The organism is Ruegeria sp. HKCCD4884, assembly GCF_013110855.1.
In the GTDB taxonomy this organism is placed as follows: Bacteria; Pseudomonadota; Alphaproteobacteria; order Rhodobacterales; family Rhodobacteraceae; genus Ruegeria.
The window spans coordinates 209,479-224,115 of the sequence record NZ_WVRJ01000008.1; the positions used below are offsets into that span (position 1 = coordinate 209,479).

Here is a 14,637-nt window from a genome sequence, read left to right on the forward strand (position 1 = left end):
CAGACCGCGAGCCAGGGGAAGTGACGATGAAACCTCTCAAAACCACAGCAATCGCCGTAATGTTGGTCGCCATTGGGGTTGGATTGTTACTGTTCTGGCGGCATGAAGAAAGATATCCATCCACCAAGGATGCATATATCGGAGCCAATATTATCTATGTGGCGGCTCAGGTAACTGGCCAGGTCGCCGAGGTTCATATTTCGGACAATCAAGCGGTCAAGGCTGGCGACCTTCTGTTTTCAATTGACGAAACCCAGTTCAAAGCGTCGGTCGATGCGGCAAAGGCCGATTTGGACAGTGCAGTGCAACAGGCCAAGTCTTACTCCACTAAGATAACCGCAGCCGAAGCAGCTGTTGAAAGTGCCCAATCCGCTTATGACACGGCGAACAAAAGCCTCGAAAGAGCGAAGGCGCTGTTTGCCTCGGGGGATGTGGCACAAGCTTCACTGGATCAGACCACATCGGAATTCGCACAAGCCTCAGCGCGACTGACGACCAGCCAATCCAGCCTGTTGGCACTGCAAAGCGGGTTGGAGGCAAAGCAGGACGACATCCTGTCATCGCAAGCACAGCTTGAGATCGCCGAAACAAATCTCGCCTGGACCAAGGTTTTTGCTGCGGCGGACGGCTGGGTCGCAAATCTGACTTTGCGGCCGGGGTCATCGGTCTCGGCCAACGCTCCGCAGTTTTCGATTGTCGAGTCATCGGACTGGTGGGTGGATGCGAACTTCAAAGAAACGTCTTTGCCACGCATCCGACCCGGCCAATCGGTCACGGTTCAGGTCGACATGCTGCCCGGTGTGAAACTGAGGGGAAAAGTGGCTTCCATTGGGCGCGGATCAGGAGACACGTTTTCATTGCTGCCCTCTGAGAATGCCAGTGGCAATTGGGTCAAGGTCACGCGTCGTTTTCCGGTTAGGATCGAATTGGATCCAACAGATGCCCCTTTGCGTGTCGGTGGCAGCAGTAAAGTTGTTGTAGACACAACAGGTCCGGCGGACGGCAAATGACCTCGGCGACGTCCGGTCATGTAAACCGGGTGATCGTGGTCGCTGTTGTCCTCAGCGCCATACTGGAAGTGCTGGACAGCACGATCGTCAACGTCGCGTTGCCCCACATTCAGGCGGCGTTTGGGGCGACCACTGATCAAGCGACTTGGATCTTGACCAGCTATATCGTGTCAGCCGTGGTCATTATGCCGCTGACTGGTTTCGTAGCGCGCCGTGTGGGTCGGCGGCGGCTGATCCTGACGGCGGTCAGCGGATTTGCCCTGATGTCGGTGATGTGTGGCCTGTCTTGGAGCTTAGAGGTCATCGTCGCCTTTCGATTGGCCCAAGGTATGTTTGGGGCGTTTTTGATCCCACTGTCACAATCGATCCTGTTCGATGCCTTCCCCAGGGAAGACCGTGGGAAGGCGATGGCGATCTTTGGGTTGGGTGTTGTAGTAGCGCCGGTCCTTGGGCCAACAGTTGGCGCGATCCTGACCGAGTATTTCTCGTGGCGTATGGTGTTCTTTGTTAATTTGCCTGTGGCGGCTCTTGCCCTTCTTTTGCTAGCCGGAGAATTGCCCGAAGATAAAACCGAAGATGTTAAGATCGATTGGAAAGGTTTGGCCTTGTTGGCGCTTGGTATCGGGTGCCTGCAGTTTGTTTTGGACCAGGGCGAAACCATGGATTGGATGTCGTCCCGCGTAATCCAGGTGGCTGTTGTAGCGTCAATTATTGGAGCGATTGGATTTGTTGTTCACGCGCTGGTTTCCAGAGATGCAGTCGTAGACCTGCGTCTTTTTGCGGACCGGAATTTTGCCCTGTGCAACCTGATCATCGCCGGTTTCGCGGTTTCACTGTTTGGCGGTATCGCAATTTTGCCAACGCTTGTACAAAACCTGCTTGATTTCCCAGTGATCGCTTCGGGCCACCTGTTTATCCCGCGCGGCATAACCGCCGGGTTATCGATGGTTTTGACAGGTGCGGTACTGGTTCATCATTTCGATCCACGTGTGTTGACAGGTGCCGGGCTGTTGCTGACTGCGATTGGGAATTTCATGATGGGGGCGCTCAACCTCAACGCCGGATTTTGGGAACTGGCATGGCCCGGAGCCATCAGCGGGTTAGGGATGGGGTTGGTCTTCGTTCCAATGTCTATCCTTGCGTTTGAGAGCATCAGCAAAAACCGGCAAGACGAAGCATCTGGCTTGTTCAACGTGACCCGGCAACTGGGGTCATCGGTTGGAATCTCGCTGGTCGGCACATGGATCGTACGCGGGCTTCAGACCAATACTGCAGTGCTCAGCCAGAATGTGACACCGTACAACCCGGCAGCACAGGCTTATCTGAGCCCGCTCGGTCTGACACCTGACAGTGCTGAGGGCGCTGCGATTCTGGGTCAGGAAATTGCGCGACAAGCGGAATTGATCTCATACCTGACCGTTTTCAACAATCTCGGTTTGCTGGCCTTGGCGACAATTCCGCTGTTGTTCTTTTGCCGTGCTCCTAAGCCGGGAGCCCAATCGACAGCCCATGTGCACTAACCTAGCCAGGTGTGTTTAGACGCAGGCGATGGAAGCTTTACCAACCACCTGAGTGAACGGGATTATTCACAATAAGCAGCAAAGACGCCCGTCCAGTCCGCCGTAGTCTAAACTTCAAGTCCTAGCTGGGATTAGATCTTGGGTTGTTTGCTACATGCGTGTTGATCCTGCGAATACTCCATTCAACGGCATCTCGCATGGCACGACCCAAGGCAAGATCAAATGCTTTGACCAAATCCGGTGTTTGATCACTGGCAGCTACAACATTTTCCTGAAACGAGCTGGAGGCGATGATCTTGTCTTCGTATTCATCAATGACCTTTATGTTCATACGGACTTCAATACGGACTTTTTTGCCGGTCTCAGTATCTTCGACTACGATGCCCTGAAATTCGCGCAGGTCTGGTGCGATTACATAGTCAGCTCTCAGGCCAACTGTAGAACGACCAACCGCGGCAACTTTTCCTGAGTTTTCGTAGCTTTCCACCAACAGGGTCTGAACGATCAGAGGCGCGCGATCCACCCAGCGTGCCCGCGGCAGGTACTGCACCTGATAGGGTGTTGGCTGAATGGCGATTTGATCGGTATTCACCGCTGCAGTGGCCGTGGGTTCCTGTACAACGATCTGCTTCTGTATTCTGGGCAACGCAGACGAGAATGTGCTTTTGGGCGTCAAAAGGTACAGATCATTGGGTTTGGCCGCTTGTTGCAACGTTCCCAGACCGGCGCAGCCGCCGATCAGGGCAACCATCAGCATTGCGAGAGCGGGCTTGATCATTGACGGAACTCCGATGCTTGGGTGCCTAATAGGAAACGTGCGGGGTCTCGTTCAACCTTGTCCACAAGGCGGTCTACACTGATGACAAGGCGTTGGGCTTCTTCGACGAAACGGACAAATTGCGGAAGGCCAACGCGCAGGAAGTCCGACACTTGGCGGCGGTTCGACTGAACGATGCCGTCGATGGTGCCCAGCAGTTCGGACGCCGAGTTGGACGCACTGAGAACATCGTCCGAGATTTGGTCGATCTTCTCAGTGATGTTTGATACTGTTTCGGTCACTTGGTTGGCGGCCCTGCGGATGTCGGCCGCAACTGGCGCGACTTCTTCTTCCACAACGCGGTTGGCGGAATTGAACGCTGTCTCTGCCGAGGACAATGCCCCTTTTGCTGTGTCCATCGCTGAAGTGATCGAGCCCAGCGTTGTATTGGCGTTCAGGACGGTTTCGTTGACAATTCCAAGCGTGACGCTGCCTTCGTCCGACAACAGGGTTAAACGTTCAGCCAGTCGCGAGCCGCGTTCAATGAAGGGTTGAATATCCTGCTGTAGGATGCGGTCTGCCGTCTGGATCGTGGTTTTTGCCTCGTCCAGCGCGGCTTTTGCGGATTCGGACGCGGATTTGACTGAATTCAGTGTATCTGTACCGGCATTAAGTGTTGTTTCCGCTGTTTCGACCAGAGGATCCAGGCGTTTGGAAAACTCGCCAATATCCTTGGCCGCACTGCCGATGTCGCTAGCGACAGACTCAAAGCTGGTCAGTGTTTTGTCCAGCCGCCCTGTGGCTGACGCAAGGTTGTCCAGTATGCTGCTCACGGCCTCGCGGTTCTTGTCGTCAACGACTTTGTTCAGACTTTCCAAAAGCGTGACGGCCTCATCCAGAACCTTAGGCGCGCCTTCGAACAATGACTGAATCGTGCTCCGCTTGCTTTTGATCACGCTGTCCTGCGCCAATCGCTGTGAATCTGGCGACCCACCCGTCAGCTCTACATAACCGACACCGGTCACACCCAGTGATTGCAACTGCGCCACGGTTTCGTCAGTGATTGGAATGTCTGCATCTACTTCGATGCGCACCCTGACTTTTGAGGGGTCGTCTTCATCCAGATTCAACGAAATGACCTGGCCCACGGGAAGGCCGTTAAAGCTTACACCTCCCGCGGCGGAAAGACCTGAGACATTGTCGAATAAGACGTCATAGTAAGCGTATTGGCGTGAGACCTCAAATTTCGCAAGCCACAGGAAAAAACCGAACGCGCCTAAAAGCCCTGCAAGGGTGAACGCGCCAATCAGGATATAGTTCGCTCGGGTTTCCATTGCCTCTACCTGTTTTGGCCCTTCTGTTTTGCTGCGCGGGCGCGGGGGCCTGTAAAGTATTCCTGCACCCAAGGATGATCGACCTTGGTCATGTCTTCTATCGGACCTTCAACCAGTACGCGCTGTTCTGCAAGTACGGCAATCCGGTCGCAGATGGCATAGAGGCTGTCCAGATCGTGGGTAACCATGAACACCGTCAACCCAAGGGCCCGCTGCAATTCGCCAATCAACTCATCATAAGCCGCCGCACCGATCGGGTCCAATCCGGCGGTTGGTTCATCCAGAAACACGATCTCAGGGTCCAGCGCCAATGCCCGTGCCAGCGCCGCACGCTTGCGCATACCGCCAGACAGCTCGGATGGAAACTTGCCGCAGCTCAGTTGCGGCAAACCCACCAAGCTGATTTTCAGCGCGCCGAGAGACTCCATCAATTTCTCGCTGAGGTCAGTGTGCTCGCGCAGCGGGGCCGTTACATTCTGCAACACGGTCAAAGAGGAAAACAACGCGCCATCCTGAAATGCCACACCCCAATGGCGTTCGATGCGGCGCCGATCTTCCTCGGGGCCGTTCAAGACATCGACACCCAGAACCTCGATACTTCCTGCAGCGGGTTTGTTCAGTCCAACAATTGTTCTGAGCAAAACTGACTTGCCTGTCCCGGACCCGCCGACAATTCCCAGAACCTCACCACGCCAGACATCAAGGTCAAGGTTGTCATGCACAACCTGCGTTCCGAATTGGTTTCGAAGGCCACGCACACGGATCACGGCCTCTCGCTGCGTTTCTGTCAAAGTCGGTGCCTGTTGTGTTTCGCTGATCATGTCAAATTCCGACCTCTGAGAAGAAAATCGAGAACAGGGCGTCAATCACAATGACCATGAAGATGGACTGCACAACGGACGCCGTCGTGCGCTGACCCACGCTTTGAGCGGACCCTCGGACCTGCATGGCTTGCCAGCAAGAGATCACGCCAATGACCAAAGCGAAAAAGGGTGCTTTGATCAAACCCACCGCCAATTGCCAGACATCCGTGTTTTCCTTCAGCCGTGTCAGAAACATCCCCGGGCTCACGCCAAGGTCAATCCAGCTCATCAAGGCGCCACCGAACAAACCGGCTATGTCTGCCACAAAACCCAGAATGGGCAGCATGATCAAAAGAGCGAGGACACGGGGAATGACCAGCACCTCAATCGGATCCAGTCCAAGGGTCCGCATGGCATCGATCTCTTCCTGCACTTTCATCGAACCAATAGATGCTGTGAACGCCGAACCCGAGCGGCCTGCAACAATAATGGCGGTCAGCAAAATTCCCAATTCGCGCAGAACCGAGATCGAGATCAATTCGACAACAAATATCTCTGCGCCAAACTGCTTGAGCTGGGTTGCGCCCTGAAAGGCCAGAACAACGCCGATCAGAAACCCCATCAAGGCCACAATCGGCAGGGCTTTGACGCCGGTCTCCTCCATATGCGTGACCAACGCTGCTTTGCGCAGCCGCCAGGGCATCACAGCGGTTCTAAACAGCCGGTGCAACGTAAGCCCCAGAAACTCCAGCATAGACAGCGTATCTTTCCAGGCCCCGAACGTGCTGCGGCCAACATCGGCAACCCAGTCCGTAAAGCTGCGGGGGTCTTCGAGTTTGCCTGGGTTGTCCGGTATACTATGCGTTACAGTATCGATCAGCTTGGCGTGCGCAGGCTTTGCCCCTTGGATTTCTATCGTCGCGCCGTTCGAGGTGCACCGCCGACCAAGGTCAGCGATCAGCCACGCACCGCCAGTGTCCAGCGCTTCAATGTGGGACAAATCAAAAACGACCCTGTCAGGTGCAGGTTGGATAGCCGCAAAGTCCTGTTCTACCGAATGCAGCAATTGGGTCAGCAATTCACCCGATATACGGACATGAGTACCGTCGGTGTCGCGCTCGGCTGATATCGCTGGCTTCGTCATATCGTCATGTGAAGTAAAACCCCTTTGGCCCGCAAGCCTTTGTTTCGAAAGGCAGGGTTTTTGTGGAGCAGGATGGCGCGCGCGTCACGCCTGACCTTATTTGGTAGAGTCACGTTTTGTAATCTCTGACGGCTTTAGCAAGCGGCGATGTCTTCATTTTATCAGTTGCTTGAGCACAAGAAGCCAGACACATTTCGCGTGGGAATCAAGTTCGGAGCCGGAGAGTTCGTATGCCTGGGACCAAAAACGTCTTGTTCATCATCATCGATCAGCTTCGGGCTGATTGCCTGAACGGTGCATTGGCGGATTACGTGGATCTCCCTCACCTCAGGGCGTTCATGGATGACGCCGTGACTTTCACACGGCATTACTCGGTTACCAATCCTTGCGGCCCTTCGCGTGCTTCGTTGCTGACCGGTCAATATGCGATGAACCACCGGTCTGTCAGGAATGGAACCCCGTTGCGTCACGACACCCCGAACATAGCGACAGAAATGCGCAAAGCGGGATATACGCCGATGTTGTTTGGTTACACAGACACCTCTGCTGACCCACGGGTTCATGACGCAAACGACCCGGTGCTTAAGTCTTACGAGGAATCCATGAACGGATTTCTGGAAGTCGTCGAAATGCGCCTTGAAGAATCGTATCCCTGGCAAGCCCATCTGATGAAGAAAGGATATGAGTTTGATCAGTATTGGGATGTCTACAAACCCGTCTCAATGAACGGTCAGCCCCCTAAATTGAGCAATCCGGCACTGTATCGGGCGGAAGACAGCGATACGGCGTTCCTCACCGATGCATTCCTTGACGGCATCGCGCCCCATCGAGGAAAGGGCTGGATTGCCCATCTGACCTATATCCGTCCACATCCGCCTCTGGTCGCACCTGCGCCGTACAATGACATGTACAACCCGGCAGATATTCCCCTGCCGCAACGGTTGCACAGCGCGGAAGCCGAGAAAGAGTTGCACCCGTTCTTTGGCCCGAAACTGGATGTCTATACAGCAAAAGAATTTGTTCACGGCTTCGACGAAGTTGAACCAACAGACGCCAACATTCGTACATTGCGCGCAGTTTATTTGGGACTGGCGACAGAAGTAGACCATCATATCGGTCGTGTGGTGCAATACCTGAAGAACAGCGGGCAGTATGACGATACGATGGTGGTTATCACCGCTGACCATGGCGAAATGCTGGGGGATCGCCACAGCTGGGGAAAAATGACGGTATATGATGCAGCCTATCATACACCGTTGATGATCCGTTTGCCGGGGAATGAGGCCCACGCGGGTAGTCAAATTACAGTGCCGACAGAGTCAGTAGATGTAACGCCGACAATCCTTGACTGGATCGGGCAAACGGCTCCGAACGCGATGGATGGTCGATCCTTAATGCCGTTGTTGCATGGCGAGGTTCCCAAAGACTGGCGCAATTATTCGTTCAGTGAACTGGACTTCTCGGAACCTGAAAACCCGACCCTTTGGCAACAGCGACTGGGAACGAACAACAGCGACTCTTGTCTGGGGATTTTGCGAGATGATCGCTTTACCCTGATCGAATTCGCAGCCGATCTGCCGCCAATTCTGTTTGACCACCAAGGCAAAGGCGAGTTCGAGAATGTGGCAAACAAGCCCGAGTTTGCAGCTGAACTAGCCCGGATGGGCCGCCAGATGTTGCGGCATCGAATGCGAAACATGGACCATACGTTGTCATTGCATTCCATTACAACGGAAGGTGCAAAATCCCGCTCTCGCTACTAGACATCTCTTTGGTGGTTGGGTCATGTCAGAGAAAATTTATAGACAAATTCATATCTTACGGTATCGTCCTTGAAAAATACGCTTCTAATTTCGCTCTGACGGCCTGCAGTGTCGGTGCTTTCGTTTCTTGTTACTGATTGAATTGTTCGGATCGGCCTGTCAGCGATTTCAATGTTCCAAACACACCTTTGCGCTTGCAGGGTGCTCTGAGGAGGATGGTGATGGGCGATTGGTTTGTAAATGTACTGCGCAGCTATCCCGAACTGGCGGTTTTTCTGTCGATAGGGGTGGGGTTCTGGATCGGTCCCAAAAAGCTCTTTGGGTTCAGTCTGGGAACGGTCACGGCGACACTGCTTGCAGCTGTGATCATTGGGCAAACACATATCCAAATCGACTCGGCGGTCAAATCGACCTTTTTCATCATGTTCATCTTTGCGGTTGGGTATGGGGTCGGTCCACAGTTCATTCGCGGCCTCAAAGCAGACGGTGCGCGTGAAGTCTTCTTTGCGCTCAGTGTTCTGGCCTTGTGCCTGATTGTGCCGGTCATATCCGCAATGGTCGCAGGCCTAGAGCTTGGGTTTGCGGCGGGCCTGTACGCGGGGTCGCAGACCATTTCGGCCGCAATTGGCGTCGCAACAGATCAGATTAATCAATTGGGCCTGTCGACAGAACAGGCGCAGACCTACGCCAATCAAATCCCGATCGCCTACGCTGTGACCTATATTTACGGCACAATCGGCTCTGCCATCATTCTGGCCAAGATAGGCCCGCGTCTGATTGGTGTGGATTTGGTTGCTGCCTGTAAGGAATACGAAGCCCAACTGGGTGGCGGCGCGGCGGTTGAGGCAGGTGACGGTATCGTATCAGCCTATCGCATGATCGAAGCACGGGCGTTTGAAATACCACACGACAGTGACTTGATAGGCCAACCGGTCAAGGACTTGATGCCCGGAGTGCGGATCTACGCGGAACGGATCAAGCGCGGCGATGAAATTATCGAGGTTGAGGACAGCACGGAGCTTCAGGCGGGCGACATCGTTATGTTTTCCGGGCGGCGCGCGGACTTGGTCGGCCTTCTTGAAGGGCGTATGAAAGAGGCTGACGCTCCAGAATTGCTAAACACGCCAACTGAGAAGCTGGATGTTCTTATCACCAGCAAAGAGGTTCACGGAAAAACGCTGGAGGACCTAAGCAAGCTCTCGCTGGCCCGTGGCGTCTATGTCTCAAAGCTGATGCGAAACATGGTCGAACTGCCGCTGTTGCCGGGAACTGTCGTGCATCGCGGTGACATCCTGACGGTTCTTGGGTCAAAGCGCCATGTCGAAGCCGCAATCGCCCAGATTGGGTATGCAGATCGTCCGGTGGACACGACGGATCTTGCGTTTGTCGGATGGGGGATCTTTCTTGGCGGTTTGGTCGGGACCCTTGCGATTACCATGGGGGGTTTCCCAATCAGCCTTTCGACAACAGGTGGGGCCCTATTGTCGGGCTTGTTGCTTGGCTGGTTGCGAACGGTTCATCCAACTTTCGGACGTATACCCGGCCCGTCGTTGTGGTTGATGAATACCCTTGGCCTGAACGTATTTATTGCTGTGATTGGGATCAGTGCGGGCCCTGGTTTCGTCGCAGGGCTTCAGCAGGCCGGTGTTGCATTGCTGCTTTGGGGCATTGTGGCCACCTCATTGCCCATGATCTTTTCTGTCTATGTCGGCCACTACGTTTTCAAGTTTCATCCGGCCATTTTGTTCGGGGCCTGCGCGGGCGCGCGAACCACAACAGCTGCGCTGGGGATGATCCAGGAAGCCGCTCAAAGCCGAATACCAGCGTTGGGGTATGGGATGCCCTATGCGATCGGGAATACGTTACTGACCATCTTTGGCATGGTCGTTGTTTTGATCCTCAGTTGATTTGGAAAGGTATGGGGTATGGACCGTCTGAAACTGCACGATTACGAAGCGCTCAGCCCTTTTCAGATCAAGGATGAGCTGATCAAACTGGCCTCGGATGAGGCGCGAAAGTCCAACAGTGCGTTTCTGAACGCAGGGCGCGGCAACCCCAACTGGATCGCGACACGCCCGCGTGAAGCGTTCTTTGCGCTTGGTCAGTTTGCCATAACCGAAGCCAAACGCGTTATGGACCATCCGGCGGGTTTGGGTGGGATGCCGGCCATCAAAGGGTGCCATGATCGCTTTTTGCGTTGGGCTGAGGCCAATGCCGATATGCCGGGTAACGATACCTTGTTGACTGTGGTCAAACACGCCATTTTTGCTTTCGACTTTGATGCTGATGCGTTTGTCCATGAGCTGACGGATTCGATTATTGGAGACAACTACCCGGTGCCGGACCGCATCCTGCACCACAATGAAATTATCGCGCATGAATATTTGATGTGGGCCATGTGTTCTGGTCGACAGCCAGATGCACGATTTGATCTGTTTGCTGTCGAAGGTGGTACGGCGGCGATGTGTTACATCTTCAAGTCACTCAAGGCCAACCGTTTGCTGAACGCAGGGGACACGATTGCGCTGTGTACCCCGATCTTCACCCCGTATCTCGAAATGCCTGAGTTGGAGGATTACAGCCTCGAATCCGTTCATGTGGAAACGGATGAAGAAGACGGTTTCCAACTGACCGATGCAGCGGTCGAGACGTTGAAAGACCCCAAAGTAAAAGCCTTCTTTCTGGTCAATCCGGGCAATCCTTCGTCAGTTGCGCTGAACAAGGCATCTTTGGAGAAGCTGGCAGATGTGGTCGAGAACCATCGTCCCGACCTCATCGTTCTGACAGATGATGTCTATGGAACCTTCGTGCATGATTTCACATCGGTCATGGGGTACATGCCACGCAACACAATTGGCGTTTATTCCTATTCCAAATATTTTGGCTGCACGGGCTGGCGTTTGGGTGTCATTGCCGTTGCACAAGACAATATCTTTGACCTCAAACTGGCAGAACACAGCGAAGAGATTAAGCAGACGCTAGACAAACGGTATGGCACACTAAGCCTTACGCCTCGGGATATCCGCTTCGTTGATCGCCTGGTTGCAGACAGCCGGGACGTTGCCTTGAACCACACCGCTGGTCTGTCCTTACCTCAACAAGTCATGATGACCCTGTTTTCACTTGTTGAACTGGTGGATACCAAGAAAGACTATCAAACCGCATGTATGGAACTTGTACATCGGCGGTTCAAACTATTGACCGAAGCGATGGGGATCGAGGTCGATGCAGGCGAAAACTATGACGCCTATTATGGGATCATCGACTTCGAATATTGGTTGCGCAAATATGTTGGCGACGACGTTGTGGCTTGGATCAAGAAGAACGTACACCCGCTCGACATTGCCTTCAAACTTGCCGAGGATCACGGGATTGTTCTGTTGAATGGCAGCGGGTTCGATGCGCCGGGTTGGTCTGCACGCGTATCCTTTGCCAACCTGCCGGACGAAGCCTATGCCCAGATAGGTCGCGCTGTAAGGTCTGTCGCCAGAGGATATGTCGAGGCATACCGCGCTGCAAATGCTATGCCCTTACACGGCGGGTCCTGACCCAACACGCGAGGCATCAAACATGATTCCACTATCCGCGCCTGGTAACTGGTGCTAGGCAGAGGCTGTGGAGACGGCAAGCTTGAACATAACAGAAAAGCGCATCAAAGCTATGACCACCGCAGGGCTGAACCTGATTGGTCAGGCTCTTTCCATCTATGACAGCAAGTTGCAATTGGTGCTCAGCAATCGCCGTTTTCAGGAAATGTTCGGGTTGCCGGACGAACTGGTCCAGCGTGGAGCCTTGTTTCGAGACACCATCCACTTTCTGGCCAGTCGAGGAGAATATGGCCACGACGAGAGTGTGGAGGACATGGTCAACTTGCGCGTCGAGCAGGCTTTGGCATTTGAGCCGCATTACATGGAACGGGTGCGTCCGAACGGGCAAGTTGTTTCAATCGAAGGTGCGCCCTTGCCGCAAGGGGGGTGGGTTGCAGTCTATACGGACATCACGGGTACGCGGCGGGCCGAGAACCTGCTACGGGCGCGGTCCGAGGAACTGTCGGAACAGTTGCTGGGTCATGCCGAAGAACTGTCGGCCACCAACCGCAAGCTTGCGGCCACGATCGCCGCGTTAGAAGAAGCCAAACGGGAGCTGACCGAAATTGAGGCCCGGACACGCCTGGTGACTGAGATGATGCCGGCCCATATCGCGCATTTGGACAGTGACGGGCTCTACGACTATTCCAACCGACGTCTGAGCGCGGTTATGCCTGGCCGTCCTTCTGATATTCTGGGGCTCCATATCTCCGAGGCCCTTGGTGCTGTGGCTTTTGCACGTGTCGAAAGCCATCTGCAAAAGGCTTACGATGGTGAGCAATCTGTTTTTGAGTTCACCGAAGATCAGGATTCTCGCCGAATCCGTGTTTCATTCACACCGGATGGGGCAGGGGGGGTCTATGTCATGTCTGTGGACATTACCGAAGAAACACAAGCGCGGGTTGCCTTGCAGCAGACACGTCGCAGAGCGATGGCAGCGCAAATGACAAGTGGCCTTGCGCATGACTTTTCCAACTTGCTCACGATTATCCTTGGTATGCAGTCCCGGCTGGACAAGATGCACTTGCCAGATGAAGCGCAAGAACTTGTCGTTGCCACTCAACAAACGGCGCGCAGGGGTGGGCAATTGCTGAACCGAATTGCGGACATGACCGGGAACAGAACGCCTCAGCCTCAGGCCACGGATATGCGCGGTTTGCTGGAAGATCTGCGGATACTGGCCACCCCGTCCCTGCCGCGTGGCATGGGGCTTTCTGTTGTCAACACACTACCGGATCAGGCATTGATGCTGGATCCGGGAATGGTGCAGGACGCGCTTTTGAACCTGATTTTGAACGCACGGGATGCATGTGGAAGCTCGGGACAGATTACCATAAGCGCACACGCCATCGGTAACATTTGGGTCGAGATTACCGTGTCTGACACCGGTCCGGGATTTTCAGCGGAGGCGTTGGAGAAAGCGCTAAATCCTTTCTTTACAACCAAGGGCAGTGATGGGTCCGGGCTGGGCCTGCCTATGGTTTATGACACCGTAAAACTGACAGGGGGCGATCTGAACCTAAAGAATACCCCGTCCGGAGCATCCGTCGTCCTGCGGTTACCCTACCGACCGGCTCCACCGGCCCGAGGCGGCCTTGTACTGTTGGTGGAAGATAGTGATGAATTGCGCGGTCAGTTTCGCGACATGTTGGTGGAATTGGGTTTGTCCGTAATTGAAGCCAACTCTGTAGATGAAGCGGTGGCGCTGCTTTCCAGCGTCGAAGACATCTCGATGGTCCTGTCCGATATCCGCCTTGAAGGAGGGGCAACGGGGCTGGAGCTAATGGAAAAGATTAAGCCAGGGTTTCCGTGCATCCTAATGACGTCCCTACCCAATTCAGATCCATTGCACCAACAGGCACTCGCTTTAGCACCGGTGTTGCAAAAACCGTTTTCACAGGCGCAATTGTCTGCGCTTATCCAAACCGAGGCAGCCTGATGACGCAACCGCTGGTGACTATTCTCGATGATGAGCCCGAGATTCGCCGCATCCTGACGGATGCGTTGGAAGACGCAGGGTTCCGAACGCAGAGTTTCTCTCGCGCGCGGGAATTTGAGGCGGCGCTGAACCGCGTGACGCCAGATGTTTGTCTGGTCGATCTTTCCTTGCCGGACACAGATGGGTTGGCTCTGGTTCACCGCCTTGCCTTGGAGCAAGGCGCGGCGGTGATTATCATATCCGGTCGTGCACAAGTGCAAGATCGCGTGACGGGGTTAGAGCTTGGTGCTGATGACTACATAACGAAACCGTTTGATCCGGCAGAAGTTGTGGCTCGGATAAGGGCCAGGTTGCGTACCCCGCGCGGCCCAATGTCAAACTCGGATACGGCTGTGTTCAATGGGTGGACAGCGCATTTTGACCGCTATGTACTTGAGGACGGGGCGGGTACAGAAACCCCGTTCAGCCATGCTGAAGGCGAAGTTCTGAGGTTGTTTCTGGAGAGCCCCAAGCGCCTGATCAGTCGGGGGCAAATGCAGGAATCGCTGGGCGGTGCAGCAGGTGACAGCTTTGACCGGGCCATGGATGTTCGGATTTCCAGGCTGCGAACCAAACTTGGTGAAGACCCCAAGAACCCGCGCCTTATCAAAACGATTTATGGTGCTGGATACATCTTTCTGGGCGATGTTGATTGGAAGTAACAGCAGTATTGATCAACTGAGGTTGAGGCTCTCAGCCCCCAGGCCGGTCATACTTTCATGCCAAAATCAGGCATACAGC

11 protein-coding genes are annotated in these 14,637 nt (G+C 54.4%); 7 read left to right on the plus strand and 4 right to left on the minus strand.

Annotated features, from left to right (window positions below):
• Positions 1–26: 26 nt before the first annotated feature.
• Together GS636_RS13730 and GS636_RS13735 are read left to right on the plus strand one after the other, a co-directional pair.
• On the plus strand, positions 27–1,010 hold the full coding sequence (locus GS636_RS13730; RefSeq protein ID WP_171669886.1) for an HlyD family secretion protein: 984 nt from the start codon (positions 27–29) through the stop codon (positions 1,008–1,010).
• Entirely contained in the window at positions 1,007–2,530 is a 1,524-nt protein-coding gene (locus GS636_RS13735; protein WP_171669888.1) for a DHA2 family efflux MFS transporter permease subunit, read from the plus strand. Before GS636_RS13730 ends, GS636_RS13735 begins: the two co-directional genes overlap by 4 nt.
• A gap of 121 nt (positions 2,531–2,651) precedes the next feature.
• Here the strand turns inward: GS636_RS13735 and GS636_RS13740 are convergent, their stop codons facing one another.
• Genes GS636_RS13740 through GS636_RS13755 form a run of 4 tightly spaced genes read right to left on the minus strand, consistent with a single transcriptional unit; the run spans position 2,652 to position 6,568 of the window.
• The gene (locus GS636_RS13740; RefSeq protein ID WP_171669891.1) at positions 2,652–3,308 is read right to left on the minus strand and encodes an ABC-type transport auxiliary lipoprotein family protein; all 657 of its coding nucleotides are present in this window, start codon (positions 3,306–3,308) and stop codon (positions 2,652–2,654) included.
• Positions 3,305–4,621, minus strand: coding sequence for an MlaD family protein (locus GS636_RS13745; RefSeq protein WP_171669893.1), 1,317 nt, complete (start codon positions 4,619–4,621; stop codon positions 3,305–3,307). The genes GS636_RS13740 and GS636_RS13745 overlap by 4 nt, the downstream gene beginning before the upstream one ends.
• A 5-nt stretch (positions 4,622–4,626) precedes the next feature.
• Positions 4,627–5,442: an ABC transporter ATP-binding protein gene (locus GS636_RS13750; protein WP_171669894.1), complete on the minus strand. Its 816-nt coding sequence runs from the start codon at positions 5,440–5,442 to the stop codon at positions 4,627–4,629.
• Position 5,443: 1 nt separating this feature from the next.
• On the minus strand, positions 5,444–6,568 hold the full coding sequence (locus GS636_RS13755) for an MlaE family lipid ABC transporter permease subunit (protein ID WP_171187834.1): 1,125 nt from the start codon (positions 6,566–6,568) through the stop codon (positions 5,444–5,446).
• Between the two features lie 230 nt (positions 6,569–6,798).
• On the opposite strand from GS636_RS13755, the gene GS636_RS13760 reads away from it, so the two are divergent.
• The 5 genes from GS636_RS13760 to GS636_RS13780 all read left to right on the plus strand — a co-directional run bounded on the left by GS636_RS13760 (position 6,799) and on the right by GS636_RS13780 (position 14,558).
• Positions 6,799–8,331: an alkaline phosphatase family protein gene (locus GS636_RS13760; RefSeq protein WP_171669895.1), complete on the plus strand. Its 1,533-nt coding sequence runs from the start codon at positions 6,799–6,801 to the stop codon at positions 8,329–8,331.
• 221 nt (positions 8,332–8,552) lie between these two features.
• Positions 8,553–10,238: an aspartate-alanine antiporter gene (gene aspT, locus GS636_RS13765; RefSeq protein ID WP_171187837.1), complete on the plus strand. Its 1,686-nt coding sequence runs from the start codon at positions 8,553–8,555 to the stop codon at positions 10,236–10,238.
• Positions 10,239–10,256: 18 nt separating this feature from the next.
• Complete coding sequence (locus tag GS636_RS13770) at positions 10,257–11,879, plus strand: bifunctional aspartate transaminase/aspartate 4-decarboxylase (RefSeq protein ID WP_171669896.1); 1,623 nt, start codon at positions 10,257–10,259, stop codon at positions 11,877–11,879.
• Positions 11,880–11,961: 82 nt separating this feature from the next.
• Entirely contained in the window at positions 11,962–13,857 is a 1,896-nt protein-coding gene (locus GS636_RS13775; protein WP_171669897.1) for a PAS-domain containing protein, read from the plus strand.
• Positions 13,857–14,558, plus strand: coding sequence for a response regulator transcription factor (locus tag GS636_RS13780; RefSeq protein ID WP_171648127.1), 702 nt, complete (start codon positions 13,857–13,859; stop codon positions 14,556–14,558). The genes GS636_RS13775 and GS636_RS13780 overlap by 1 nt, the downstream gene beginning before the upstream one ends.
• The last annotated feature ends 79 nt before the right edge of the window (positions 14,559–14,637 follow it).

Bases quoted from the DNA above. Each gene is read 5' to 3' on its own strand.
- GS636_RS13730 (WP_171669886.1), top strand. From the start codon at position 27: ATGAAACCTCTCAAAACCACAGCAATCGCCGTAATGTTGGTCGCCATT.
- GS636_RS13735 (WP_171669888.1), top strand. From the start codon at position 1,007: ATGACCTCGGCGACGTCCGGTCATGTAAACCGGGTGATCGTGGTCGCT.
- GS636_RS13740 (WP_171669891.1), bottom strand. From the start codon at position 3,308: ATGATCAAGCCCGCTCTCGCAATGCTGATGGTTGCCCTGATCGGCGGC.
- GS636_RS13745 (WP_171669893.1), bottom strand. From the start codon at position 4,621: ATGGAAACCCGAGCGAACTATATCCTGATTGGCGCGTTCACCCTTGCA.
- GS636_RS13750 (WP_171669894.1), bottom strand. From the start codon at position 5,442: ATGATCAGCGAAACACAACAGGCACCGACTTTGACAGAAACGCAGCGA.
- GS636_RS13755 (WP_171187834.1), bottom strand. From the start codon at position 6,568: ATGACGAAGCCAGCGATATCAGCCGAGCGCGACACCGACGGTACTCAT.
- GS636_RS13760 (WP_171669895.1), top strand. From the start codon at position 6,799: ATGCCTGGGACCAAAAACGTCTTGTTCATCATCATCGATCAGCTTCGG.
- aspT (WP_171187837.1), top strand. From the start codon at position 8,553: ATGGGCGATTGGTTTGTAAATGTACTGCGCAGCTATCCCGAACTGGCG.
- GS636_RS13770 (WP_171669896.1), top strand. From the start codon at position 10,257: ATGGACCGTCTGAAACTGCACGATTACGAAGCGCTCAGCCCTTTTCAG.
- GS636_RS13780 (WP_171648127.1), top strand. From the start codon at position 13,857: ATGACGCAACCGCTGGTGACTATTCTCGATGATGAGCCCGAGATTCGC.